Origin of the sequence: Clostridium oryzae, assembly GCF_002029235.1 — a bacterium.
GTDB classification, from domain to species: domain Bacteria; phylum Bacillota; class Clostridia; order Clostridiales; family Clostridiaceae; genus Clostridium_AE; species Clostridium_AE oryzae.
In genome coordinates, this window is the sequence record NZ_MZGV01000061.1 from 1 (window position 1) to 23945 (window position 23945).

General features: G+C 32.9%; 29 protein-coding genes and 1 pseudogene. 27 read left to right on the forward strand and 3 right to left on the reverse strand.

Annotation, left to right across the window (positions count from 1 at the left end):
• Positions 1 to 394: 394 nt before the first annotated feature.
• The 20 genes and pseudogenes from CLORY_RS24265 to CLORY_RS18540 all read left to right on the forward strand — a co-directional run.
• Positions 395 to 511 (forward strand): annotated as a pseudogene (locus CLORY_RS24265) (ACT domain-containing protein); the annotation flags it as partial.
• Between the two features lie 413 nt (positions 512 to 924).
• Complete coding sequence (locus CLORY_RS18455; RefSeq protein WP_169911679.1) at positions 925 to 1749, forward strand: MerR family transcriptional regulator; 825 nt, start codon at positions 925 to 927, stop codon at positions 1747 to 1749.
• A gap of 19 nt (positions 1750 to 1768) precedes the next feature.
• On the forward strand, positions 1769 to 2623 hold the full coding sequence (locus tag CLORY_RS18460) for a creatininase family protein (protein WP_079427244.1): 855 nt from the start codon (positions 1769 to 1771) through the stop codon (positions 2621 to 2623).
• 332 nt (positions 2624 to 2955) lie between these two features.
• Positions 2956 to 3147 (forward strand): GNAT family N-acetyltransferase, encoded by a 192-nt coding sequence (locus CLORY_RS18465; protein WP_207652237.1) that lies wholly within the window; start codon positions 2956 to 2958, stop codon positions 3145 to 3147.
• The gene (locus CLORY_RS18470; protein WP_079427246.1) at positions 3129 to 3956 is read left to right on the forward strand and encodes a DUF2785 domain-containing protein; all 828 of its coding nucleotides are present in this window, start codon (positions 3129 to 3131) and stop codon (positions 3954 to 3956) included. Before CLORY_RS18465 ends, CLORY_RS18470 begins: the two co-directional genes overlap by 19 nt.
• A gap of 419 nt (positions 3957 to 4375) precedes the next feature.
• On the forward strand, positions 4376 to 4861 hold the full coding sequence (locus CLORY_RS18475) for a GNAT family N-acetyltransferase (protein ID WP_139376091.1): 486 nt from the start codon (positions 4376 to 4378) through the stop codon (positions 4859 to 4861).
• A gap of 110 nt (positions 4862 to 4971) precedes the next feature.
• Positions 4972 to 5502 (forward strand): dihydrofolate reductase family protein, encoded by a 531-nt coding sequence (locus CLORY_RS18480; RefSeq protein WP_079427248.1) that lies wholly within the window; start codon positions 4972 to 4974, stop codon positions 5500 to 5502.
• 61 nt (positions 5503 to 5563) lie between these two features.
• On the forward strand, positions 5564 to 6223 hold the full coding sequence (locus CLORY_RS18485) for an acyltransferase (protein ID WP_079427250.1): 660 nt from the start codon (positions 5564 to 5566) through the stop codon (positions 6221 to 6223).
• A gap of 237 nt (positions 6224 to 6460) precedes the next feature.
• Positions 6461 to 7114, forward strand: a complete 654-nt coding sequence (locus tag CLORY_RS18490) for a CatB-related O-acetyltransferase (protein ID WP_079427252.1) — start codon at positions 6461 to 6463, stop codon at positions 7112 to 7114.
• Between the two features lie 14 nt (positions 7115 to 7128).
• The gene (locus tag CLORY_RS18495; RefSeq protein ID WP_079427254.1) at positions 7129 to 7803 is read left to right on the forward strand and encodes a response regulator transcription factor; all 675 of its coding nucleotides are present in this window, start codon (positions 7129 to 7131) and stop codon (positions 7801 to 7803) included.
• A 27-nt stretch (positions 7804 to 7830) separates the two neighbouring features.
• Entirely contained in the window at positions 7831 to 9078 is a 1248-nt protein-coding gene (locus CLORY_RS18500) for a sensor histidine kinase (protein WP_169911680.1), read from the forward strand.
• 134 nt (positions 9079 to 9212) lie between these two features.
• Positions 9213 to 9971 carry an ABC transporter ATP-binding protein gene (locus tag CLORY_RS18505; RefSeq protein ID WP_079427258.1) on the forward strand — a complete coding sequence of 253 codons (759 nt, stop codon included), beginning with the start codon at positions 9213 to 9215 and terminating at the stop codon, positions 9969 to 9971.
• Between the two features lie 2 nt (positions 9972 to 9973).
• Positions 9974 to 10222, forward strand: coding sequence for a hypothetical protein (locus CLORY_RS18510; protein WP_079427260.1), 249 nt, complete (start codon positions 9974 to 9976; stop codon positions 10220 to 10222).
• A 216-nt stretch (positions 10223 to 10438) separates the two neighbouring features.
• Positions 10439 to 12328, forward strand: a complete 1890-nt coding sequence (locus tag CLORY_RS18515; RefSeq protein WP_169911681.1) for an ABC transporter permease — start codon at positions 10439 to 10441, stop codon at positions 12326 to 12328.
• 332 nt (positions 12329 to 12660) lie between these two features.
• Positions 12661 to 12984, forward strand: a complete 324-nt coding sequence (gene tnpA, locus CLORY_RS24270; RefSeq protein WP_423236530.1) for an IS66 family insertion sequence element accessory protein TnpA — start codon at positions 12661 to 12663, stop codon at positions 12982 to 12984.
• Positions 12978 to 13328 carry an IS66 family insertion sequence element accessory protein TnpB gene (tnpB, locus tag CLORY_RS18520; RefSeq protein WP_079427264.1) on the forward strand — a complete coding sequence of 117 codons (351 nt, stop codon included), beginning with the start codon at positions 12978 to 12980 and terminating at the stop codon, positions 13326 to 13328. The genes tnpA (CLORY_RS24270) and tnpB (CLORY_RS18520) overlap by 7 nt, the downstream gene beginning before the upstream one ends.
• A 94-nt stretch (positions 13329 to 13422) precedes the next feature.
• Positions 13423 to 14259 carry an IS66 family transposase gene (locus CLORY_RS18525; protein WP_242954452.1) on the forward strand — a complete coding sequence of 279 codons (837 nt, stop codon included), beginning with the start codon at positions 13423 to 13425 and terminating at the stop codon, positions 14257 to 14259.
• Positions 14260 to 14355: 96 nt separating this feature from the next.
• The gene (locus CLORY_RS18530; protein ID WP_079427269.1) at positions 14356 to 15291 is read left to right on the forward strand and encodes a site-specific integrase; all 936 of its coding nucleotides are present in this window, start codon (positions 14356 to 14358) and stop codon (positions 15289 to 15291) included.
• A complete protein-coding gene (locus tag CLORY_RS18535) occupies positions 15275 to 16252 on the forward strand; it encodes a tyrosine-type recombinase/integrase (RefSeq protein ID WP_079427271.1) in 978 nt (325 codons plus the stop codon). Before CLORY_RS18530 ends, CLORY_RS18535 begins: the two co-directional genes overlap by 17 nt.
• A gap of 2 nt (positions 16253 to 16254) precedes the next feature.
• The gene (locus CLORY_RS18540) at positions 16255 to 17262 is read left to right on the forward strand and encodes a site-specific integrase (protein WP_079427273.1); all 1008 of its coding nucleotides are present in this window, start codon (positions 16255 to 16257) and stop codon (positions 17260 to 17262) included.
• 60 nt (positions 17263 to 17322) lie between these two features.
• Here the strand turns inward: CLORY_RS18540 and CLORY_RS18545 are convergent, their stop codons facing one another.
• The 3 genes from CLORY_RS18545 to tnpA (CLORY_RS18555) form a co-directional block, all read right to left on the reverse strand.
• A complete protein-coding gene (locus tag CLORY_RS18545) occupies positions 17323 to 18168 on the reverse strand; it encodes an IS66 family transposase (protein WP_079427275.1) in 846 nt (281 codons plus the stop codon).
• An 85-nt stretch (positions 18169 to 18253) separates the two neighbouring features.
• Entirely contained in the window at positions 18254 to 18604 is a 351-nt protein-coding gene (gene tnpB, locus CLORY_RS18550) for an IS66 family insertion sequence element accessory protein TnpB (protein ID WP_079427277.1), read from the reverse strand.
• Entirely contained in the window at positions 18598 to 18924 is a 327-nt protein-coding gene (gene tnpA, locus CLORY_RS18555) for an IS66 family insertion sequence element accessory protein TnpA (RefSeq protein ID WP_079427279.1), read from the reverse strand. The genes tnpB (CLORY_RS18550) and tnpA (CLORY_RS18555) overlap by 7 nt, the downstream gene beginning before the upstream one ends.
• A gap of 554 nt (positions 18925 to 19478) precedes the next feature.
• Between tnpA (CLORY_RS18555) and CLORY_RS18560 the strand changes: the two genes are divergently transcribed.
• The 7 genes from CLORY_RS18560 to CLORY_RS18590 all read left to right on the forward strand — a co-directional run bounded on the left by CLORY_RS18560 (position 19479) and on the right by CLORY_RS18590 (position 23870).
• A complete protein-coding gene (locus CLORY_RS18560) occupies positions 19479 to 19988 on the forward strand; it encodes a GNAT family N-acetyltransferase (RefSeq protein ID WP_207652238.1) in 510 nt (169 codons plus the stop codon).
• Between the two features lie 990 nt (positions 19989 to 20978).
• Positions 20979 to 21221, forward strand: a complete 243-nt coding sequence (locus CLORY_RS18565) for a P-loop NTPase family protein (protein ID WP_079427284.1) — start codon at positions 20979 to 20981, stop codon at positions 21219 to 21221.
• Between the two features lie 26 nt (positions 21222 to 21247).
• Complete coding sequence (locus CLORY_RS23410) at positions 21248 to 21415, forward strand: hypothetical protein (RefSeq protein WP_169911682.1); 168 nt, start codon at positions 21248 to 21250, stop codon at positions 21413 to 21415.
• A 170-nt stretch (positions 21416 to 21585) separates the two neighbouring features.
• On the forward strand, positions 21586 to 22143 hold the full coding sequence (locus CLORY_RS18570; RefSeq protein WP_079427286.1) for a GNAT family N-acetyltransferase: 558 nt from the start codon (positions 21586 to 21588) through the stop codon (positions 22141 to 22143).
• 51 nt (positions 22144 to 22194) lie between these two features.
• Positions 22195 to 22551 (forward strand): RidA family protein, encoded by a 357-nt coding sequence (locus tag CLORY_RS18575; protein ID WP_079427288.1) that lies wholly within the window; start codon positions 22195 to 22197, stop codon positions 22549 to 22551.
• Positions 22552 to 22579: 28 nt separating this feature from the next.
• The gene (locus tag CLORY_RS18580; protein ID WP_079427290.1) at positions 22580 to 23173 is read left to right on the forward strand and encodes a Type 1 glutamine amidotransferase-like domain-containing protein; all 594 of its coding nucleotides are present in this window, start codon (positions 22580 to 22582) and stop codon (positions 23171 to 23173) included.
• Positions 23174 to 23387: 214 nt separating this feature from the next.
• Positions 23388 to 23870 (forward strand): class I SAM-dependent methyltransferase, encoded by a 483-nt coding sequence (locus CLORY_RS18590; RefSeq protein ID WP_079427292.1) that lies wholly within the window; start codon positions 23388 to 23390, stop codon positions 23868 to 23870.
• The last annotated feature ends 75 nt before the right edge of the window (positions 23871 to 23945 follow it).

Consider the following 23945-nt stretch of genomic DNA (forward strand, 5'->3'; position numbering starts at 1 on the left):
ATTATAAAGTACAACAAAGCAGATACCAATCTTATTGAATTTATCAGTAGAAACGTGAAAGAAGGTGAAAGTGTTTTTGACTACGTCAATGATTCTGAGAATTGTCTTGATAGTGAAGATATTTTAACTAGTGCCTGCAGCAAGGTTGAAAAAGCTTGTAAGAAAAAACGATTTTCAGGACTGCTGAGTAGTAGACTTATGGAAATACTTAACATGAATACTGAGGTTATGAATTTTTCGGAGTTTCTGAATTCGAAGCTTAAGTTTAAAGAAATATGGCTACTACTTAAAACCGCTGAAAGCTGCTGCTTCTATGATATACTTACTGATTGGAGTCTATCTTCACAAAATTTGCACCTCTGGGGTGCTAGGTGCAGCCCTTGCCAAGCAGCAGATAAATATCAGGCTGATAAATCAGGGGTCGTCAGAAATAAGCATTATAGTGGGAGTCGAAACAGATGATTTTGAAAAAGCTATACAAGAAATATATGATAGTTTTATGGAAAGATAAAAGCGCGGAGAATTTTTTAATGTAGATCAAATCTGAGTATGTTTACGTTTATGTATAACTAACTGGTGATGATGTAACAAGGAGCTGACAGTAAAGCAGCTCCTTGTTCTCGTGGGTATAATTTCTTAATATGGTTTTTAAAATTGAATAGTGTGGTGTTAAAATCCATCTCTCGAATGCAATTTGTTTACAATACCATGATAATGTATGCAAGATATGTTATAATTATCCTAAAATTTTCATGCAATCGTAGAATATTATAATTTAAACAGTTTAATTGTAAGTAAATATGCTGCTGGATTTAAATTCTTAAGTTATCTATAATTATAAAGTCAAAAAAGTATTTGACATTGCCTCTAGGACAGGAATTATACTCTAGATGTGAAATGTATGAAATTTTTGGAGGTGTTACCATGTATACAAGGGGTCAATTTGCGTTGATAGGAAAAACGACAATCAAGGCATTAAGGATTTATGATGAAATGGGGCTTTTAAAACCAGAGCGTATTGATGTAAACAATCAATATAAGTATTATTCGCAGACTCAGGTAGATGAGATTATTCTAATAAATGAATTGAAATCCTTCGGTTTCTCATTGAATGAAATCAAGAAAATCAAAGAGAATAGAAGCAGCAGTTATTTGAAGGAATGCTTCTCAAAAAGGCTGGCTGAATTGGATATGGAGATAAAAGAAGCTAACAGCGTGAAGGAAAGGCTGCGGGGAAAGCTCAATGACTTAAATGAGGATGAAGCAATTTTTAATAACACGTCTCACTATAGTGTTGATTTGGTTGAAATTGATGAGATGGTTGTTGTCTCCTGCAGGAAAAAAGTAAATATACAGGATGTGGGAATGCTTATTGGAAAGGTATATGAACAGATTTGCAGTTTTTCACTTGAAGCTTTGGATTCTCACATGCTTATTTTCCATGATGACGATTTGGATTCTCAGAGCAGCGATTGGGATATTGAAGTATGTGTCCCAGTAAATAAAAATGTCAAAGCTGAAGGCTTTTCTACAAAGATCATTGAACGAAATACTTATGCAAGGACATTGCATACTGGAGGCTTTAGCAATGTTGGAAAGGCACATGCCGCAGTTATTGATTGGATAAAGGGTAATGGTTATAAGATAAATGGTGCTCCGATGGAGAAATATCTAACTGCAAAGCAGGCAGCATTTAACCCAACGAGTTTTGAAACCGAAGTATATTATCCTGTTCAGCAAATTAAATAAAATAAAGGGGTGGATTTTCATGACTATCATTAAAAATGTAATGGAGATGACATGGGTAGAAATTGAGGCTCTTGATAAAGAAAAAACGGTATTGTTCGTAACAATAGCTCCAATTGAGGAGCACAGCCGGCATCTACCTTTAGGAACTGATATCTATGAAGGTGAGCGTTGGAGAAATGACACAATTTCCATTTTACGCAAGAAGTTACCTGACTTCAATTTCTTATATCTCCCTGCGTTCCCGATTGCATGCGCAGGTGCTGTAGGTTTTTATGGGAATATATACTTCAAACAGCGTACAGTTCGAAATATTGTTTGCGAACTATTGGAAAACATTGTGACCTGGAAAATAAATAATATTGTCATTATTGCATCACACGCTGATCCAACGCATTTGATTGCTGTTGAAGAAGCTTGCTCTGAAATTAACAAAAGATTTGGTGTATGTGCCTTTTCGCCTATGGGGGCATTATTCTCAGCTCAAGAATTGGGGATTGATACAAGCGAACCCGAAGAGATAAAAAGTATGACTGAGCAATACCCAAATGATTTTCATGCGGGGTGGATTGAGACCTCGAATATGCTTGATATAGACAGTACTCTCGTAGGAAAGGACTACAAAGAATTGCCAGATACTTATATTGAGGCAAAAGAGATGATTTCTGCGGAAAAAGTTCTTGCAGCGATGGATAAATGTGGCCACTTAGGCTATCCGCGACTGGCAGACAAAAAAGTAGGAACCTTACTAAATGAAAATGCAGCAAAAAACCTATCAAAAGCTGTAACTGCCTTCGTCCAACGGAACAATTGGGAAAAATATGAGCATCACTTTTTATATAAGTTACCCTTTCTTAGAACAGATTTGTCTGAATGATTAATTTCCAAGTAACAGTGCTATTAGAAGGCTTTTGTGTTTTTATGTATAACTATCCTAACATTAAGTGTAAATGTAGTAAAAGTTTTTAGATGATATATAGGCGAATGGCAATATGTAAATTAGATTAAAATAATTATTTATAGCAATACAATAAAATGAAACAAGGTTGTAAAAAAGCAATCTTGTTTTTCTTTTTAATTAAATTTTGATAAAATGGCGCATTTCTGTTTCAGAAAAATGTTTAAGGTTGAGGTACTTATGGAACTAATGATAGTCTTTATATAAGGATTTAAATAAATATGATAATACATTAGAGGAGAAGAAAAATTATGATAAAAGATATGCGTCTCGAAACACAAAGACTGATAATCAGACCTTATATTGAAGATGATCTTATGGAAAGTTTTCAGCTGATGCAGGATAAAGAATTGTTCAAGTATAAAGACATGGAGGTTATGGTGGAAAAAGAGAAACAAAAAATGTTAAGAGGTTGTGGAAGTGTATGGAAAAACAAGAGTTAAAGACACTATTAAGAAATATAAAAGATAGTAAATATGCAGTGCCAGATGGGGTAAATCCATATAAATTATCCTTAGAGTTGATGGACTACATAGGGGATATTGATGATGAGCTGCGTAATGACTTGGTTTTTGATGTTCTTGTAGAATGGATAATGCAGGATGTTCTTACGCCTGAGGAAGCACATGACATATTTATGACTGCATTAGACGAAAAGTATATTTTTAATGGATTGGGAAAATTTGATGATATGGTTTTTTGCAGGACTTTTTCCGTTGAAGTTGCTGCCTGTGTAATCTATAAGCATAGGAATCCTTTCTCTGATAGTGATATTTTAAAGGCTTTTAATGCAGTTTTGAAATATTATAATGAGGACAAGGATGTAAGAGGCTTTGTAGAAGGTAAAAGCTGGGCTCATGGAGCTGCCCATGGTGCTGATGCCTTGATGGAGCTTGCACAATGCCCAATAATAGAATATGAAGAATTGAAAGATATATTAGATTCAATATATAAAAAAGTTAACATAAATTATTACGCTTATATTAATAACGAGGATGAGCGTATGATATCGGTTGTTAAGGAAGTTTTAGGAAGAGATATAATTCCAGTAGGAGAAATTGAAGAATGGATTAGAAGCTTTGGCAACATAGAAAAAACAGGTATACTTCCTGATGATTTATTTATTGAATTTAATGTTACTCTCTTCTTAAAAAGTTTATACTTTAGACTTGTTGACAATACAAAATATGAGCAAATGGCAAAAGTAGTTAAGGAAGTGCTAAAGAAAATAAGTCGTTTTGGTAATGATTAATTATACCGGCTATGCAGCTAAGTATAGAGTTTCTATACGTAAACTTAACTTATATATGCTGAATTATGGAATGCTTCACTATTCATAAATGGATTCTGAGGCGTTTTTAATTTGCAATAAAATATGTTAAAGTCGGAGATGAAGATAATGTTTAGATATATAGTGACAGTTAACATTAGGTAGTATATAATGTAAAAAACTGGAAAAGAAGAAATTTCCCAGGATAACATGACCATTATTTATTACGCAAAATAAAATTTTGTGAACTAACTCTTAAGTATAAAAGTATGAATAATGGTCTTTGAAAATTGAATTTTGCAGTGGTTGAGTATGTAATATATGTTATAATTATCCTATAAGCAATGGCTAATTGTAGAGTATTATGTAATGTGCTATACGCAAAAAAGGAGTTGACAGCAGTGAATATTACTGTTGAACCTATGTTAGTTGAGCAGAAATCTGTATTAATTCAATTAATGGAACTTTATATGTATGATTTTTCATTGTATTCAGATGATGATATAAATGAATATGGCTATTTTGGATATCCACGCATTGATGACTACTGGAATGAAGAAGGTAGATATCCATACCTTATAAGAGTAAACGGAAAAATAGCAGGCTTTGTGCTTGTACGTAGTTGTTGTGAGTATAATGAATTGTTAAATCCACATAATATAGCAGAGTTTTTTATTATGCAAAAATATCGTAGACTTGGAGTTGGTAAAATTGCTTCAATGAAAGTTTTTGACATGCACAAAGGTGGTTGGGAAGTTTCTCAATGGTCAAAAAATATTCCGGCTCAAAAATTCTGGAGAGCAGTAATTGATGAATATACAAATAGTGATTTTCATGTCTTAGGATCTTTAGAAGAAGGACATGTAGGATTTACTTTTTATAATTAATCGCCTACGAATAGACACAATTTGCAATTGAGTGGGCTCATAATTGCAAATTATTGTTCACTAATTATTTTTTAAATCAGATATAATTTTTAAAATGTGGAGGTTTATGTATGTTGAGTAAAAGAAAATTAGTTTTATATATTGCAACAAGTTTAGATGGTTATATAGCAACAGAAGATGACTCTTTAGAATGGTTATTTAAAGTTGAAGGTGAAGGAGACAATGGATATTCTGAATTTTACAACACAGTTGATACTATTCTAATTGGAAGAAGAACCTATGATTGGATTATAGAAAAAGAGAAAGGCAAATTTCCTTATAAGAATAAAAAGTGTTATGTATTTTCTAAATCAGAAAGCGGTAAGAATGAAGATGTAGAATTTATAAATCGAGATGTAGTGGAATTTACAAATGAAATCAAAAGACTGGATGGAGGAAACATATGGCTTGTTGGCGGTGGTGTTCTTCTAAATTCTTTTATTAAAGAAAGGTTAGTTGACGAATTTATTATTACTATATCACCTACACTAATAGGTCATGGAATATCTTTATTTAAAAAAAGTGATTTTGAGCTAGAACTAAAGTTAAATGGGATAAGGCGATTCAATCAATTTGTCGAACTCCATTACGAGGTGAAATAAAACAATTGATGTTCAGTTCACAATAGTATTAGATGACGGAATAAATCAGAGGAGGGTTATATTGAAAGTTTCTGTAAACGAACTATTAAACATTGAAGAATTAGATGCAAGAGCTGTATTTGAAGGGGTTAAGTATCCTTGGGAAGCTCTCACAGAAATTAAGGATTTTATTTTTGAATACGCAAAAAATCTGCCAAGCGATTTTGAAAGAATAAAGGAATTTGTATGGGTTGGCAAAGGCACTACTATAGAAAAAAGTGTTCTTATAAACGGTCCAGCGGTTATCGGTTACAATTGCGAAATCAGGCATTCTGCTTACATTAGAGATAATGTTATCATTGGTAATGATGTTGTAATTGGAAACTCAACTGAAATTAAAAATTCAATCCTCTTTAATAAAGTGCAGGTTCCCCATTACAATTATGTTGGTGATTCAATATTAGGGTATAAAGCCCATTTGGGGGCAGGTGCAATAACCTCCAATTTAAAGTCTGATGGAACATTAGTAAAAGTAAAATGTGGTACTGATATTGTTGAAACTGGGTTAAGGAAATTTGGTGCAATTGTAGGCGATTCAGCTGAAGTAGGATGTAACTCAGTTTTAAACCCAGGGACGATAATAGGAAAAGATAGTATTGTTTATCCATTAAGTTCTGTAAGAGGTTATATTCCAGAGAAGAGTATTTTGAAAAGTAATGGTGAAATTGTAGATAGAAAATAAAGTCAAGGAACCAGGATATCGTATTAATCCAGAAGTAAATTTTACTGTGTTTTAATTAGTATTTTGAAAATTTTACGAGTAAATAAATGCGACATAAGTAGAAATATGTTCCTGAAAGTAGAATAATAGAGCATGAATTAAAAAATAAAGATTATAGATGGAGTGATTCTATGAAGAAATGTATTGTAATAATGGAATAGTCAGAAGATTAGCATAATATAAAGGAGAGATTTAAACATGACTATTCCAAATACAAATAAAGTATATCCAAGAAGTAACGATTGTCAAACAATATATCTTAAAAATGTAATTACAAGAGATAATATAAAAGTTGGGGATTATACAATATATAATGATTACGATAATGACCCAAGGGATTTTGAAAAAAATAATGTATTATATCAGTATCCTGTAAACAATGATAAATTAATAATTGGGAAGTTTTGTTCAATTGCATGTAAAGCTAAGTTTCTCATGACAAGTGGAAATCATACACTGGAATCACTATCTACTTATACATTTCCAATATTTTATGAGGAATGGGGTTTAAACGTCAGCCATATAACAGATGCTTGGGATAATAAGGGAGACATTGTAATTGGAAATGATGTGTGGATAGGTTATGACGCTATAATTATGTCAGGTGTGAAAATTGGTGATGGTGCAATTATTGGAACCAGAGCAATAGTAACTAATGATGTTCCACCTTATACTATTGTTGGAGGCACACCTGCAAAAATTATAAAGAAAAGGTTTAGTGATGATGTAATTTCTAAATTGCTAAAAATTAAGTGGTGGGACTGGTCATATGAAAAAATTCAAGAAAATATTCAATACATTCAATCAGGAAATATTAGTAAATTGGTTAAATTTGCACCTCTGGGGTGCTAGCGAGGGAGGAAGACATGTCTAAGTATGATTGCTTAATTGTTGATGATGAGGAAGCATTATCTCAAAGTACCTGTGAATATTTTAATATGTTTGGAATAAAAACGTTTTGGGCAGCAGATGAAAATGCATGCTTTGATTTTTTAGCCCAGAATAAAACGGATATCATCCTTTTGGATATCAATTTAAGTGAGACTTCAGGGTTTAAAATCTGTAAAGAACTCAGAAGTACGACGGATATACCGATCCTGTTTATAAGTGCAAGAACTAGCAATGATGATATACTGTTAGCGCTGAACATAGGCGGAGATGACTATATTCAGAAACCATATCCACTGAGCATTCTTTTGGCAAAGGTTAGAGCTGTACTAAAAAGGTATAGGGGCAATTCCAATATCTTAAGTTTTGGAAGCTATAGGATAGATCTTAATATGGAAAAACTGATGGGCGTAAATGGTGAGATTAAATTAAAGGCAATGGAATTTAAACTGCTAGTTTATCTAATTCAAAATAAAAATCGTACTATTTCGAAAGAAGAACTGTTTCAAAAGGTATGGGGTGACTCAATCACCGGCGATGGAACATTAAATGTACATATACGAAGGCTCAGAGAAAAAATCGAGGACAATACTAATGAACCCAGGTTTATTAAGACAGTATGGGGTACAGGCTATGTATTTCAATTGGATTAGGTGATCAGAATGAATATTAAAAAGATTATGACCGTCATTATTTTAGCTTTGCTTATCAGTTTAAGTATTACTTTTCTTGCTTTTCGTGAAACACCGCAATCCAGGCTTGATATGGTCGATGTGAATGATATTTCTCAAACGCTGGCGGAACAATGGGATCATTTAAAAACAATAGATTTGCCAGGTTCGAAGTATCATATGGATTATATCGTTGCTGATAATAAGGGGAAAATGTTAAGAGCTACAAGAAGAGGTTTAAATGAGACGATTAATTCGGCTATCCAAAACCGGGATACCATTGTAGATATCACGCGAAGCAATCAGGTGCTTGGCAAGCTGATTATATATAACAATACAAATCGATTGTGGAAAAAATATCATGATAGTCAGTTCGGCTTTTTTGTCGTTATGGTAATTTTCCTATCACTTCTCTGTATTAGTTATGCGTTGTATCTGAACAGAAGAGTTTTTAGGCCATTTTGTAAGTTGCAGGTTTTCGCGCAAAATGTAGCCCAAGGTAAGCTGGATATACCGCTTGAAATGGATCAGGACAATCTATTTGGTGCATTTACCGAGAGCTTTGACATCATGAGAGAAGAACTTGCCAAAGCACGCGAAAATGAAAGATTGGCAAATCAAAGTAAAAAAGAACTGGTTGCGTCCCTCAGCCATGATATTAAGACACCTGTGGCATCCATAGAGGCAGTTTCTGAGATTATGATTATAAAGTCCGATAATGAAGAAACCAAAAGGCAGCTGGGAGTAATTTATTCAAAGGCCGATCAGATAAATACGCTCATTACTAATATGTTTAACGCTACTTTAGAAGAATTACAGGAGCTTAGCGTAACTATAACAGAGTTTTCAAGCTTAGAACTAAATAATATGATAAAAAATTCTGATTATAATTGCAGGGTAAATTTATCGCTCATTCCCGAATGCATTGTGCTGGCAGATAAATTGAGACTAATGCAGGTGATCGATAATATAATAAGCAACTCATATAAATACGCAGGGACATCCATAAGTTTTTCTGCATCTATTAACAGTAAATACCTGGAAATTAAGTTTAAGGATTACGGTTCAGGTGTTGAAGCGGAAGAAATTCCGCTTCTGTTTAATAAGTTCTATCAGGCGAGGAATGCAAAGGGCAAGAGCGGGACGGGGCTGGGATTATACATTTCAAAGTTCTTGATCAAAAAAATGTCCGGGGATATAGATTGCAAAAACGAAGAAGATGGCTTCGCTGTTGCAATAAGAATATTAATAGCTTAGAGATATTTAAGGATTGGTTAAGAATTGATTAAAGACCGGTTAAGGTTTTAAGAGCTATAATAAGTCTGTAAATAATAACATCTCTGCTTTTGCAGAAAGCTTTTTACAGACTTATTTTTTTTGGAGGCATATAAATGAGCAATATAATTATTACAACAAAAAAACTTTGCAAAACATTTTCAAACGGAGGCGTTCAGCAGCATGTGCTGAAAAACCTCGATATCGAAATTTATGAAGGTGATTTCACCGTTATAATGGGTTCATCCGGTGCGGGTAAATCTACGCTTTTATATGCTCTGTCTGGTATGGACAAGCCAACGCTTGGATCAATCAAGTTTTTTGATAATGAGATTGCGAAGCTGTCAAATGATAAACTGGCGGTTTTTCGCAGAATTAATTGCGGTTTTGTATTCCAGCAGATGTTTTTACTTGATAATATGAGCATCCTTGACAACATACTTGCCGGAGGATTGCTTGTAAGCGGAAATAAAAAGAAAATCACGTCAAAGGCAATAGAACTGCTTACACAGGTCGGCCTGACCGAAACGATATGGAGAAAGTTCCCTTCCCAGTTATCCGGCGGTGAGGCCCAGCGAGCCGCAATTGTGCGTGCATTGATAAACCAGCCGAAAGTTGTTTTTGCTGATGAGCCCACTGGTGCTCTAAACTCTGCGTCAGGCACAGCGGTATTGGATGTACTGTCTGAATTTAATAATCAGGGCCAGAGTGTGATTATGGTGACACATGACATAAAATCCGCCAGAAGGGGCAATCGGATTTTATATATGCGTGATGGTGTTATTGATGGTGTCTGCGATTTAGGCAAATATGTGAGCGGTGATAGAGAGCGTCATGAAAAGCTCAAGAATTTTCTGACCGAAATGGGGTGGTAAGAATGAATAAAATTCTGATGCTTAGTTATGCAAATATAAGAAAGACAAAAGGCCATTCCGTTTCGCTGCTTCTGATGTTTCTCATTACAGCCATTCTTTTGAATGCCGGGCTGCTTATATTCATGAATTTTGGCAGCTATTTCGGCAAAATTACCAAAGAACTTAATACGGCGGATGTATACTATTTTATGCCAAGCCGGTTATATACAAACGAGGTTGACCAGTATATTAAAAACAATCACGATGTTTAAAAAACACAGTCAGAGGAGACGCTTGGGGCTGAGGTTACTGTCCCTTATAATCATGATACTCGTCACCTGTCTTTCCTATTCAATGATGCGAGTCAAAACCGAGATTTATCAAAGTGGAAGTTTGTTGGTGCTCATCTTCCAACTGACTCCATGTCAATCTATTTACCCTATGCACTTAGTGTCGATGGCGGTTATAAATTAAATGATAAAATTAAAATGAAATTTGAAGATAACACTGAAATTACGTTTACCATCAAAGGTTTCACTGAAGATGTATTCTTCAGCTCGGTGGATACGGCTATTGTAGGAGCCTATTTACCGCGTGAAACGTACGAAAAGGTAAAAGATCAATTAGGAGATAAATATAAGACTACCGTTGTTTTTGCAAATTTGAAAGAAAAGAATAAAAATGTAGAAACAGGAATAAGGAAACTGATTAACGCAGATTCTGCAGTGCTGCAGATCGACTACACAAAAGGTTTTTTCAGCTTTGATTTGTCAACAATCAGATCCTCCCGTACAATGATAGCAACAATAGTAGCCGTAATGATGGTGGCTTTCGCTGTTATAATAGCGTTAGTATGCATGCTCGTTGTAAGATTCAGAATTGGGAACAGCATCGAAGATGATATGATAAAAATAGGGTCATTAAAGGCAATGGGATACATCAGCAGGCAGATTATTCTCTCTGTGGCTTTACAGTTCTCTATTATTGCCCTGGCCGGAAGCATTATCGGAATTGCCTTATCTTATTTATCAACACCGTTGCTTTCCGATGTTTTTGCACATCAATCAGGACTTCTGTGGGTTCAAGGTTTTGATCCGGCAATCAGCTGTATTTCGTTAATCTCAATTCTATTGGTGGTCGTTATTGTGTCATTTATAACGGCAGGACGTATCAATCATCTTAGCCCAATTGTCGCATTGAGGGGCGGAATTACAACGCATAGTTTCCGTAAAAATTATTTTCCACTTCACAAATCAAAAGGCAGCTTATCAGTGGTTCTCGCTTTTAAATCGATGTTTCAGAATATGAAACAAACCGTAATGATAGCGGTTATATTGGTTGCTGTTTCATTTGCAGGGACGTTTGCTGTTGTAATATTTTATAATACGGTAATAGATACGAGGACATTTGCAGAAACCCCCGGAGTAGAGATATCAAATGTTATAGCTATGCTGAATCCTGCTGTTGATAACACAGAATTAGTTAAAAAGATTGACCATTTAAAGGATGTCAGAAAGGTTCAATATATTGATCAGACGACTCTTAAAATTAATAACAATGCATCAATTGCTTATGTCATGGATGATTTTAGCCAAAAAGAAACAAACACGATCTATAAGGGCAGATATCCGCTTCATAGCAATGAAGTTGCGATATCCGGTCACTTTGCAACGATGCTTCATAAAAAAATAGGAGATAGTGTAACATTAGGAATCGGTGACAAACAGGATGATTATCTTATTACAGGATTAACACAAGGAACAAGTATGGGTGGCTTGAATGTTTCGTTGAGAATGGACGGCATTTTGAGAATTAATCCGGCTTTTAAACAGCAAAGCCTGCAGATTTATTTAAAAAGAGGTGTAAAGTCCAAAGATTTTATAAAGAACCTTGAAAATTTATATGACAAATCAATTCTGTCAACGATGAATGTGGATAAACAACTGCAACAGGGTATGGGCCTTTATACATCAGTTGTTTCGAAGGTAGGCATTTTAATACTGGTTATTACTATTTTAGTCGTTATACTTGTCCTATATTTTATAATCAATTCTTCCGTGATACGTAAAAAACGTGAGTTGGGGATACAGAAGGCAATTGGTTATACAACTTTCCAATTGATGAATCAACTGTCGCTCGGCTTTCTGCCGCCTGTTATATCAGGAGTGATTTTAGGGAGCGTAATCGGAATTACGCAAACAAATTCGATTATGTCTTTAGCGGAGCAATCAATGGGGGTAATGAAAGCAAACTATATTATCACCCCGCTCTGGATTGCTATGTTTGGAGTCGTTTTAGTAATTGTATCTTATTTAACATCGCTGCTGATCACATATCGCATTCGTAAAATTTCTGCTTATGCGCTAGTTACTGAATAAACAAAAGTACTACTTTTAAAATACCCTGTATATATCATTTTAACTATATTTAAGGAGAAATGACATATGGATGTGGATAAAGAAATCAGAAGCACAAGGAAACTTATATTTCTTCATTTGTTTCCTTGAATTGCATTCTTGCCTTCTTAAGTCTCTTAGCCAAGTTATTGCAAGGCATATCGGCGAATTGTAATAACTTCCTTAGATAATAAACTTCAGCTAAAAATATGGACAAGATGAAATGTAACCGTAAAAAAATTAACGCCTATGTAAGTTAATATGAAGTTTGATAAAATAACAGATATTAACTAGCAAACAAGGGGGTTAACTAAATTCAGAATGATTCTCAGTATAGCAAATGGAAAGAAATATTAGAAAAATTTAATGGCTATAAAGGGACAATAACAGGTTTTTGCAAAGCAAATAATATAAGCAAAGATAAGTTCTACTATTATAAAAGAAAACTTGAAAAAAAGAATAGTTCAATATTTCATGCAGTAACCATAGAAAAAGATAAAAGTATAACTGAAAATGTCGAAGATTCTAAGGCATCAGATACTATAAGAATAGAGATAGGAAAAGCAACAATAATAATTCCAAGTGAAAATGCTGGTATGTTATCCGAGCTTATTAAGGAATTGATTGCAACATGTTAAATATAGATAAGGTAAATACGGTCTATTTGGCAACTGGCAGTACAGATTTGAGAAAAAGTATAGATGGCTTAGCTCTTATTGTGAGAACAGAACTTAAGCTCAATCCTTTAGATAAAGCACTGTTTGTATTCTGCAATAAGCATATGGACAAATTAAAAATACTGCATTTCGATGAAGGGTTTTGGTTATATTATTACCGTTTAGAGAAAAGTCGGTTTAAATGGCCTTTGACTAAAGAAGAAGCCCTTAAGGTTGACATAGAAGAACTACGATGGTTATTAAAAGGATATGAAGTAAGAACTGTTTCAAAATTTAAGCCAATACAAGAAAAAAACTACTACTAGTACTATCTCAAAAACCCTTGAAAGCCTTTAAAAATCAAGGGTTTTATGGTATAATATACACATAAAATAAAGATGAGTACATGGGATGGATAGCATGAATTTTGAAGAGCAGTTAGATGAAAAAACTAGAAAAATAATTTCTGATATGGAAAATAAGATTCAGACAAGAGATAAAGAGATTGAATCAAAGGATCAGGAAATTAAGGAACTTAAAAATCAAATTGACTATTTGAAGAATCAAGTTCTGAATAAAAACAGAAAGATATTTGGAAAGTCTAGTGAGCAATTAGATGCTAATCAGTTATCAATTTTTAACGAGGCTGAACAGTATTCAGATCCTAAAACTGAAGAACCAACCATAGAAGAAATAACATATAAAAGAAAGAAAACAGCTGGTTATGTTGGAAAGAAAGATAATCTAGCTAATCTGAAAAGGGTAGTTATTGAACATAAATTAGACGAGAATGAAGCTGTTTGTGATAAATGTGGTGAGCAATTAGTGGTTATAGGCTCTAAATCGAAGGAAGTATTGAAGTTCAAGCCAGCAGAGCTGTACATAGAAGAACATATAACCTATAGCTATGCTTGTAAAGCCTGTGAGAAAAATGAAGATAAGGCTAATATAGTGTCAACTAAAGCACCTAATAGTTTTCTGCATAAGAGTATGGCATCAAACGAGCTACTAAGCCATGTTATATGCTTAAAATACCAATATGCGCTGTCGTTATATAGGCAGGAAACCTATTTTGATATGCTTGGAGCAAATATTTCAAGACAAACGATGTCTAACTGGGTGATAGGAGCTGCTGAAGAGTTTCAAATCGTTTATGACATAATGAAAGAAAAGCTTTTAGAAAGTAACTATGCCCAAGCTGACGAATTATGCAAAGCTTTGCATAATTCATCTTATGAAAAGATGATTATTATGTAAAGTAATTGCCAACTATCTATATTATTCAATTCTTTTACAATCTATAAACTCTACATAATATATATTCGATATTCTTCTTAAAAGGAGAATTTGTTTATGTCAAAAAATTCAAAAATTATTTTACACTATTGGCAATACAAAAACATTATAGAGAAATATACTAATCTTGATGAATTTAATGACTTGGCACATGATACCATGCGCTCCAAAAAAGTTACTGTTACATCACTATGCAATTATCTTGGTGATAATGGAGTTAGTTCATTTAAGCAATGTAAGCACAGACATGTAGCTGACTTCATGGAAAGCATTTCTATGTTTTCTACAGCCACCAAAAGTGGAAAAACTTTTATTCTGCGTCACTTCTTTAACTTCCTTTACCACGAAAAAATTATTCTCTATTCAGGAAACGAACTTTTTCCTGTGATTGTAACAAACAAAAAGGATCGAATACTATCTTTTTACACAGAAGATGAAGTTAAAAAATTAGTTTCATGTATCGATAATACTACGCCTAAAGGCAAGCGCGATCTTATTGTTGTCCTTTTGGCTGCTGAATTAGGTATTCGTTCTGGAGATATATGCCGCTTAAAACTTTCTAATATTCATTGGGAGCGCAATACTATTGAGTTTACTCAATATAAAACTGGTGTGTTTCATCAACTTCCATTGCTCGAAAATATAAAGTTTGTCCTGATAGATTATCTCCGTTCTGCTAGACCTGCATGTAGCTCCCAGCTACTGTTTGTAGGTATTAAAAATAACTATGGAATGATATCTTCTAGCCAGATGCATGTCATCGTATCAAAATATTTCAAAATAGCCAATCTAGACATATCCAAACGTAAACATGGACCACATGCTTTAAGACATTCGTTGGCAAGCAATCTGCTAAAGAATAACACGCCAATGCATGTAATAAAAGAAGTCTTAGGCCATACAAATCTAAATACAACCAATATATATCTAAATATCGATTTTAAAACCTTAAAACATTTCGCACTGGAGGTTCCTGATGAAAATAAAAACTGATTATATTTTTCCTGAGCAATACAGAGATATAGCTGAAGAATACATTTCTTATAAGCATTCGCTCGGCTTCAAGTTTGGATATGATGATCAAAAGAAATGTAATTTTCTTCTTAACTATATCTATAATAATTCCAGTAATCATGATGTTGCAAATCTCACTAAAGAATTAGTGAATGGGTATCTGAATCAATTTAATTCTGCGCGTCCAAGAACCATTCATGCTAATCAATCTTATGTTCGCCAATATGGTCTCTTCTTAAAGAGGATAGGATATGATCCTTATATATTTCCATCCACACTAATTCAGTGTCCAAAAGATTTCACGCCGTATATATTCTCAAAAGAAGAAATATATAGAATATTTGATTCTGCTGACAAAATTGGACCAAACAAAAACAAATTTATTAATACTCCTCATGTATACCCTGCTATATTACGTCTTCTTTATGGTTGTGGTTCACGTATAGGAGAAACTGTGAATTTAAAGGCAGAAGATGTTGATCTTTACGAAGGGATAATCACTTTTCATAATGGAAAAAATAATGTGTCACATATGGTGCCAATGTCTGATTCACTTACTGCTTACTTAAAAAAGTATAACTCTCGGGTTGATAGAACTGGGAACGAGTACTTTTTCCCATCTCTCAAAGGTGAGTGCTATTCTCCCATAACCATACGCAACACTTTCAGAAAACTTATGATTCAAGCAAAAATCCCTATATTACCAACAGCAAAATATCCCAGAATACACGATTTAAGGCATACTTTTGCTGTACATTCATTGGAACATTCTATTGATGAGGGCTTAGATCCTTATTGTTCTTTGCCAGCACTTAGTATATATATGGGGCACAAAGGTATTGAATCAACAGAATACTATCTTCGTCTTACAAAACACTATTTTATAAACGTTTTGCATTATACGCAAATTCAAGCAGACAATATATTCCCGGAGGTATAACGATGAAGTCATCATTAGTAATTTCTATTACATCCTTTTTTACAAATTATCTTCCCAATATAGTCGGTTATTCTGAAAATACTGTTAAATCATATAGAGACACATTTGTGTTATTGTTTAAATTTGCTGATGAGCATCATTTATGCCCACGTGGACGTATTGTCATTGATATATTTAACAAAGAAAATATACTTCAATTTCTCGAATGGCTAGAAACAGATAGAAATGCAAGTGTTTCCACTAGAAATCAGCGACTTGCGGCATTAAAGTCGTTTAGTAAGTATGCATCCTCGAACTTAATCGAATACATTAACACATTTCAACAGATTTTAGATATTAAACTTAAAAAAGGTACTTCTAAAACTGTTGATTATTTAACAGTAGATGCTGTGTCATTACTTTTGAAGCAACCGACTTCTGATACTCATGATGGTATTCGTGATTTAGCATTATTATCACTTCTTTATGAGTCAGGATGCAGGGTACAAGAAATTATTGACATCCAGTTTGGTAATATATCTCTTAAAAAACCTGCTACAATTACTGTTATTGGTAAAGGGAGGAAAGTAAGAATAATTCCTATTAGTTCAAATGTTGCTGCTATCATTAGTGCTTACACTGCTAAGTATAAGATTACTGGATCACAGCAGTTTTTATTTACAAATAAACATGGAGAACCATTAACTCGATCTGGTGTGTCTTATATTCTACAAAAAAATACGGATATTGCAAAAAAGCAACACCCCGAATTGTTTGGTCCTAAAATACATCCTCATGTTTTAAGGCATTCAAAAGCTATGCACCTTCTTGAAAGCGGTGTTAATCTAATATATATTAGAGATTTTCTTGGTCATTCATCTGTCACAACTACTGAGATTTATGCAAAATCAAATCCTGAAATCAAGCGTAAATTCTTAGAAGAAGCTGCTTTTAACATCGATGGAATAGTTAATAAATTTTCTGATAAAGAGAAACAAACACTTCTAGATTGGCTCAAAAAGAATATATAAATATTATGTTGAGTAGTATTGGGAAGGATGTCAATAAAATAGGGCATCTTTCTTAATACTTTACATAATATATTGCTCTTCATAAGACGAATTATGCAAAGCTTTGCATAATTCATCAGCTTGCGCATAGTTATTTTCTAAAAGTTTTTCCTTCATTATGTCATAAATGATTTGGAACTCTTCAGCTGCCCCTATCACCCAGTTAGACATCGTTTGTCTTGAAATATTAGCTCCAAGCATATCAAAATAGGTTTCCTGCCTGTATAGCTGCAGAGCATATTGATATTTTAGACAGATGACATGGCTTAGTAACTCGTTTGATGCCATACTCTTGTGTAACAAACTGTTAGGTGCTTTAGTGGATATTATATTAGCTGCTTCCTCTTTTTCTTCACAGAATTTGCAGGCATAGCTATAAGTTCTATGTTCTTCTATGTACAGCTCTGCTAGTTTATACTTTATAACTTCCTTAGATTTAGAGCCAATAACCACTAATTTTTCTCCACATTTATCGCAAATAGCTTCAGCTTCGTCTAATTCATGTTCAATAACTACTCTTTTTAAATTAGCTAGATTATCTTTTTCTCCAACATAGCCAGTCGTCTTTTTTCTTTTATATGTTATTTTTTCTATGGTTGGATCTTCAGCCTTGGGATCAGAATATTGCTCGGCTTCATTAAAAATAGATATTTGATTAGAATCTACCTGCTCACTAGATTTCCCAAATATCTTTCTGTTTTTATTAAGAACTTGATTCTTTAAATAGTCAAGTTGATTTTTAAGTTCTTTAATTTCTTGATCCTTTGATTCTATCTCTTTATCTCTTGTCTGAATTTCATTTTCCATATCAGAAATTATCTTTTTAGTTTTTTCGTCTAACTGTTCTTCAAAATTCATGCTATCCATCTTATGTACTCCTCTTTATTCTATTGGTATATTATACCACAAAACCCTTGATTTTTAAAGGCTTTCAAGGTTTTTTAAGATAGTACTAGTAGTAGTTTTTTTCTTGGATTCGCTTGAATTTTGAAACGGTTCTTACCTCATATCCTTTTAACACCCAGCGCAATTCTTCTATGTTAACCTTAAGAGCTTCTTTCCTAGTCATTGGCCATTTAAATCGGCTTTTCTCTAAACGGTAATAATATAACCAGAACCCCTCATCGAAATGCAGTATTTTTAATTTATCCATCTGTTTATTGCAAAATACCAACAAAGCTTTATCTAAAGGGTTGAGCTTAAGTTCCATTCGAACAATAAGTGCTAGTCCATCTATGCTTTTTCTTAAATCTGTGCTACCACATGCTAAGTACACTGTATCTACTTTATCAATATTTAGCATGACCTAAGCAGTTCCTTAATCACAGATGTTATTAAAGTGGGATTCTCAGATGGAATATAGATTTTAGCTTTGCCTAGTTCAATTTTTATAGACTTAATTTCCTTATTAGCATTTTTACTCTCAATAAGAGTAGATGGCTTATCGTTTAGCTCTATAGCATGAAATATAGCTGTTTTCATCTTTTTAAATTTTTTCAGATAATAATAGTACTGATTCTTACTGATACTGTTTTCTTTGCAGTAATCTGTTACTGTTCCTTTGTACGAAGAAAAGTTTTCAATATATTCATGCCAGATTTTTTCATTATTCTTTGCTTCCATTACAGATTTCCTCCTATTTCTTTCTATCTGTAATCTTAGCAATAGTGCTTTCTTATTGGTAGGTGTCTATTTTTTTACGGTTACAAATTTTCTCTTGATTTGTAATGTTCTTATTTAAAGAATAAGCAATAAAATCAAATATTTTCATAAGCACCGCACTATTCAGGAATGGATTTTGGGGTGCTTTTAGTTCGCAATTTTTAAAAATCTTGAAAATTAAAGAAGGAAGTTTTTAAAACTTCCCCATACATTCATCAATTATTAAATTTTTATTTACAATCTATAAAAATAGATATATAATAAAAGGTTAAAAATTTTCTCAGTGTTACTACTTGCTTATTAATTCTATTATAACTTAAAATTATCAAATATACAAGAAATAATAGGTAAATGTAAATATGTATTAGAAATTTTGATAACAGTCAATAACAAACTACAAGAGAGATTGATACCATTTTATACAACATTTAGTATTATTCATGACTGATGATATAATATTTCTGGATAGAGACGTCTTTATACTAATAGCTAGGTATATTTGGAGAGTGATTTTATTGAAAAAGAAAATTATTGAGACAGAAAGATTGTATCTGAGGGAATTGCAAATTGATGACACAAAGGAATTAATGAAAGTACTTTCTGATCCTGAATCTATGCAATACTCTCTCGATCCGTTTAGTGAAAAAAAGGTAGAAGAGTGGATTCAATGGAATATTGAAAACTATAAAAAATATAAACACGGACTATGGGCTGTAATATTAAAAGAAGGCGATGTGTTTATTGGAGATTGTGGCATAACAATGCAAAATATAGTCGATGAGATTGTACCAGAAATTGGTTTTCATATTATTAAAGAATATTGTAATAAGGGATTTGCCACTGAAGCTGCCCTTGCATGTAAGAAGTATGCATTTGAAATTTTGAATTATCCTAAGATATTTTCATATTGTACAGTGAGAAATATTCCATCACAAAAAGTTGCTAGGAAGATAGGGCTGCAGTTTTATAAGTATATCGAAAAGCGTGGTGAAAAACAGATTGTTCAATTTGCAACTAAAGATTAGTTCGCAAACTTCAAATTTAATGAACGAACAATAAAATTAAATTTTTTCATAAGGCACCACACTATTCAGAGATGGATTTTGGGGTGCTTTTATTTCGCATTTCAAGGAAACTGTGAACTAACTCTTGAATTTGAAAGTATGAACAATGTCTTTGAAAATTGAATAGTGAGGTGCTCCGTAATCTGTTTCGATGTAATTTGCTAAAATGACATGGTTAAGCGTGTGATATCTGTTATAATTATCCTAAGCCTAAGGTGCAATTGTAAGAAATTGTGAACTGGATATAATTTATTTTTGGGGAGGTGAAGATTTTGATTGTTATACCAACATTGCATTGCGGCGGTCGCTGTGAGGAGGCGATTGCATTGTATAAAAAGGCCCTTTAACCTAGAAGTTGATTGGTAGGGAAAAGATGAATAAACAAACCATATATACCATACCGAAGCCCGAATCGGCAAACAAAGTATTAGGTTATCTGATGGAGGCACAGAACAAGAGGAAATTCAAGTAGATTCATTATTCCTAACTGTGGTATTTGACACAGTTGCAGATGTCGAGAAAGTATTTGATATTTTAAAAGAAGGCGGTACCGTTATAAAAGCACCTCATAAGCCAGACTTTGCGACCTGTATGAGTGAATTAAAAGACAAATTTGGGTTTAAGTGGCTCTTAATGGTTGACTAAAAAGGAGTAATACATCCGCTAATAAGCATTATATAACGTTAAGTTGGTTCGTTAACTTCTTATTTAACGAACAAGTAATAAAATTGAATACTTTTCTAGGACACCGCATTATTCAAAAATGGATTCTGTGGTGTTTTTAGTTAGCAATACAAGTACTAATATGAATAATTTCTGATGGTTTTGTATTAGACCATATCTTACGGCATGGGAAGGTATGTGAAATATGATATAATTATCCTAATATAATAAATGAGAATTAAAGATTATTTTATTAATACACAATAATAGTTATTTAGGGAGAGAACAATGGAAAATAAACTTATATTGGTAGAAGGGATACCTGGTGAAGGTAAGACTACTATAGCAAGAAAAATAAAAGAGAAATTAATATCAGAGGGAAAAAATGTAATACTTTACGAAGAAGGAATGTCTCATCCAGCAGATATGGCATGGAATGCCTATTTAAATAAAGAAGAATATGCTAGTTTTTTATCTAAGTGTTCGGCATGTGGGAAACTTCAGAAAGGACTATTAGCAAAGAGGAACTAATATATGAAAAAAGTGACGAGGAAATCTTGATATATCTTAGTAATTTATTAGACACTGTAAAATGCTTGAATCCATGTATTGTTTATATTGAGCCTACTAATGTTGAAAAAATAATAATAAAAGCAGCAGGTGAAAGAAAAGCACCTGATAAATCAAGAAAAGATTGGATTGATGAAATTGCTAATTGGAATTAGCAATACAAATTATGGTAGAAACCATAACTTGACAGGCAAGGAAGGGGTAGTTTCTTTCTGCCAAGAAAGATTAAGAACAGATAAAGTGATGATTAGAAAGTTAGGTATTCCGGTAACTATAATTAAGATAGATTAAGTTCGGATAAATAGTAATTTGAAGGAGGATTTTAATGAGATTTAGAGAAAAGGAAATAAAATTAAAAGATGGGACAGCTTGTACTTTAAGAAGTCCGAATGAGAATGATGCAGAAAAAATGATTGAATATTTGAAAATGACATCAGAAGAGACACATTTTATGGTTAGATATGCTGAAGAAATTAATATTACTATTGATAAAGAAATAGAGATTATTAAAGATAATTTAAATAGCAGTCAAAACATGATGATTGCAGCATTTGTTAATAATGAACTTGCAGGTAATGCAGGCATTAGTTGTGTAAGAAACCATATTAAGCTTAAACATAGAGCGGTGTTTGGTATTTCTATAAAGGAAAAATATTGGAATAATGGTATAGGAAATGCACTTATTAAAGAAATAATTGAACAAGCCCAACAAATTGGGTATGAACAAATTGAGCTTGGAGTATTTTCAGATAATAAAAAAGCAGTTGCCTTATATAAAAAGCATGGTTTTGAAGTTTGGGGAAATACAAAAAATGCATTTAAGCTTAAAGATGGGACATATCGCGATGAAATTATAATGGGAAGAATACTATTCTCGGTATAAAAGCGATAAATTTTAATTTATAACGAAAATAAAATACAAGGAGAATGTAGAATGAGAGGAATTATAAGAACAGAAATAGACAAAGAATGGGCACACTCTGCGATTGTTGAGGCAGGGGATTATGTTTATATTAGCTATTGCATGAAGGGTGAGGGACAATCAATCGAAAACCAAATAAATGGTGCATTTGATGTTTTGGATGAAAGACTTGAAAAGATAGGCTTGACATTGAAATCTGTAGTACAAATGGATTGCTTATTTAGAGATATTAAAGATTTATCGTTTTTAGGAGAAATAATTAGGAAAAGATTTGAAGGAAAATATCCAGCAAGAAAGGCATATGAAACAAAGTTTATTAGAGATGGAATTGACTTTCAGGTTGATGCAATAGCTTTCAGAGAGGATTAAATAAATTCCAACTTGAAAAGAGGGATATATGATGGTTAAAATACTGACAAGTGGATTCCCTAATGGGTTTTCTGATGAGTTTAGTAAGGTATTGAATACGTATATAAAAGCGGGGATGAACTTTGTTTTTGTGGCTTCCGAATTTGAAAATATACATGAAAAAACTGATTGGTATTGTAATCACTTTTTAGAGATGTTTCGTAATTGCGGGATAACTTTCGGTAGCGTAGATATTATAGATAGCAGAATTACAAGAAAAAAGGCACAAGAGACCGTTAGAAATGCGGATGTCTTATGGCTCTCAGGCGGTGATACACCTACTCAGTTTGCTTACTTGAAATCTTACGGACTGATACCATATATTAGAGAACAAAAAGGTGTGATTATCGGAATGAGTGCAGGTTCGATAAATATGACAAGAACAGCTATATGTTCATTAACCTGTGACCATGATAAACTGGAAATATATGAAGCACTGGGATTAGTTGAATTTTCAATTGAGCCACATTTAGATAAAGATAATATAACTGACGAACTGCTTGAGCTTTCCGAAAAATATCCATATCAAAGTATAATATTTATCCAACAGGTGGATGGCCTATGCAGGAGCCTGAATGTATGATGTTTCAGGAAACATATTCTGATTCTCTTGAAGGAATTGCAGGATATGTAATTTATGATATGTATAAAAATGCATAGATCAATAATGAAAACAGAAAATCCTGAATGGACTTTGGATAATTTTAAAAAGTGCATAGAAAAAGTCGTTTTAATGACTGATAACTTTCAATTTAAGCTTGAGTGATATAAATAGTAATTTATTGGAGGAAAATATAATGGATTCGGAGAATTTTATGAATAATAAATATGATAAATGTATAAATGAATGGAATGATATTTTTTCAAAGGAAGTGCCTAATGCACCAACTAAGTCAACTTCTGGAAATGAAGTATTTGATAAGGGAATTAAGTGGATTTGCACTGGCACGAAAAAGATTATTGATTTTGGATGTGGAAATGGGACGGCACTATTTTTGTGTGCTATAAATGGAACCCAATATAATATAGGAATCGATTTGTCAGAAAAGGGAATTGAAAGTGCAAAAAAAAGAGCTGAACAAATGCTTAAAGGAGAATTTCATTTTGTACAAGGCAGTATTGATATATTAAAAAATATAGATGATTCATATGTTGATGCAGTGATCTTATCTAATATTATAGATAATTTGTATCCAGATGATACAGAAGTTTTAATCAATGAAGTAGAACACTGGTGTTCAGAGAATGGAAAACATTGTTTAAAAAAAGTAATGCAGTAACCACAAATTATATAAACATGAATATTAGATATATTTATCAATATATTGCCATAAGAAAAGAGTATAGTTGTTCAA

Coding starts and splice junctions, on each gene's coding strand:
- CLORY_RS18455 (WP_169911679.1), top strand. CDS start 925: ATGTATACAAGGGGTCAATTTGCGTTGATAGGAAAAACGACAATCAAG.
- CLORY_RS18460 (WP_079427244.1), top strand. CDS start 1,769: ATGACTATCATTAAAAATGTAATGGAGATGACATGGGTAGAAATTGAG.
- CLORY_RS18465 (WP_207652237.1), top strand. CDS start 2,956: ATGATAAAAGATATGCGTCTCGAAACACAAAGACTGATAATCAGACCT.
- CLORY_RS18470 (WP_079427246.1), top strand. CDS start 3,129: ATGGAAAAACAAGAGTTAAAGACACTATTAAGAAATATAAAAGATAGT.
- CLORY_RS18480 (WP_079427248.1), top strand. CDS start 4,972: ATGTTGAGTAAAAGAAAATTAGTTTTATATATTGCAACAAGTTTAGAT.
- CLORY_RS18490 (WP_079427252.1), top strand. CDS start 6,461: ATGACTATTCCAAATACAAATAAAGTATATCCAAGAAGTAACGATTGT.
- CLORY_RS18495 (WP_079427254.1), top strand. CDS start 7,129: ATGTCTAAGTATGATTGCTTAATTGTTGATGATGAGGAAGCATTATCT.
- CLORY_RS18500 (WP_169911680.1), top strand. CDS start 7,831: ATGACCGTCATTATTTTAGCTTTGCTTATCAGTTTAAGTATTACTTTT.
- CLORY_RS18505 (WP_079427258.1), top strand. CDS start 9,213: ATGAGCAATATAATTATTACAACAAAAAAACTTTGCAAAACATTTTCA.
- CLORY_RS18510 (WP_079427260.1), top strand. CDS start 9,974: ATGAATAAAATTCTGATGCTTAGTTATGCAAATATAAGAAAGACAAAA.
- CLORY_RS18515 (WP_169911681.1), top strand. CDS start 10,439: ATGAAATTTGAAGATAACACTGAAATTACGTTTACCATCAAAGGTTTC.
- tnpB (WP_079427264.1), top strand. CDS start 12,978: ATGTTAAATATAGATAAGGTAAATACGGTCTATTTGGCAACTGGCAGT.
- CLORY_RS18525 (WP_242954452.1), top strand. CDS start 13,423: ATGAATTTTGAAGAGCAGTTAGATGAAAAAACTAGAAAAATAATTTCT.
- CLORY_RS18530 (WP_079427269.1), top strand. CDS start 14,356: ATGTCAAAAAATTCAAAAATTATTTTACACTATTGGCAATACAAAAAC.
- CLORY_RS18535 (WP_079427271.1), top strand. CDS start 15,275: ATGAAAATAAAAACTGATTATATTTTTCCTGAGCAATACAGAGATATA.
- CLORY_RS18540 (WP_079427273.1), top strand. CDS start 16,255: ATGAAGTCATCATTAGTAATTTCTATTACATCCTTTTTTACAAATTAT.
- CLORY_RS18545 (WP_079427275.1), bottom strand. CDS start 18,168: ATGGATAGCATGAATTTTGAAGAACAGTTAGACGAAAAAACTAAAAAG.
- tnpB (WP_079427277.1), bottom strand. CDS start 18,604: ATGCTAAATATTGATAAAGTAGATACAGTGTACTTAGCATGTGGTAGC.
- tnpA (WP_079427279.1), bottom strand. CDS start 18,924: ATGGAAGCAAAGAATAATGAAAAAATCTGGCATGAATATATTGAAAAC.
- CLORY_RS18565 (WP_079427284.1), top strand. CDS start 20,979: ATGGAAAATAAACTTATATTGGTAGAAGGGATACCTGGTGAAGGTAAG.
- CLORY_RS18570 (WP_079427286.1), top strand. CDS start 21,586: ATGAGATTTAGAGAAAAGGAAATAAAATTAAAAGATGGGACAGCTTGT.
- CLORY_RS18575 (WP_079427288.1), top strand. CDS start 22,195: ATGAGAGGAATTATAAGAACAGAAATAGACAAAGAATGGGCACACTCT.
- CLORY_RS18580 (WP_079427290.1), top strand. CDS start 22,580: ATGATGGTTAAAATACTGACAAGTGGATTCCCTAATGGGTTTTCTGAT.
- CLORY_RS18590 (WP_079427292.1), top strand. CDS start 23,388: ATGGATTCGGAGAATTTTATGAATAATAAATATGATAAATGTATAAAT.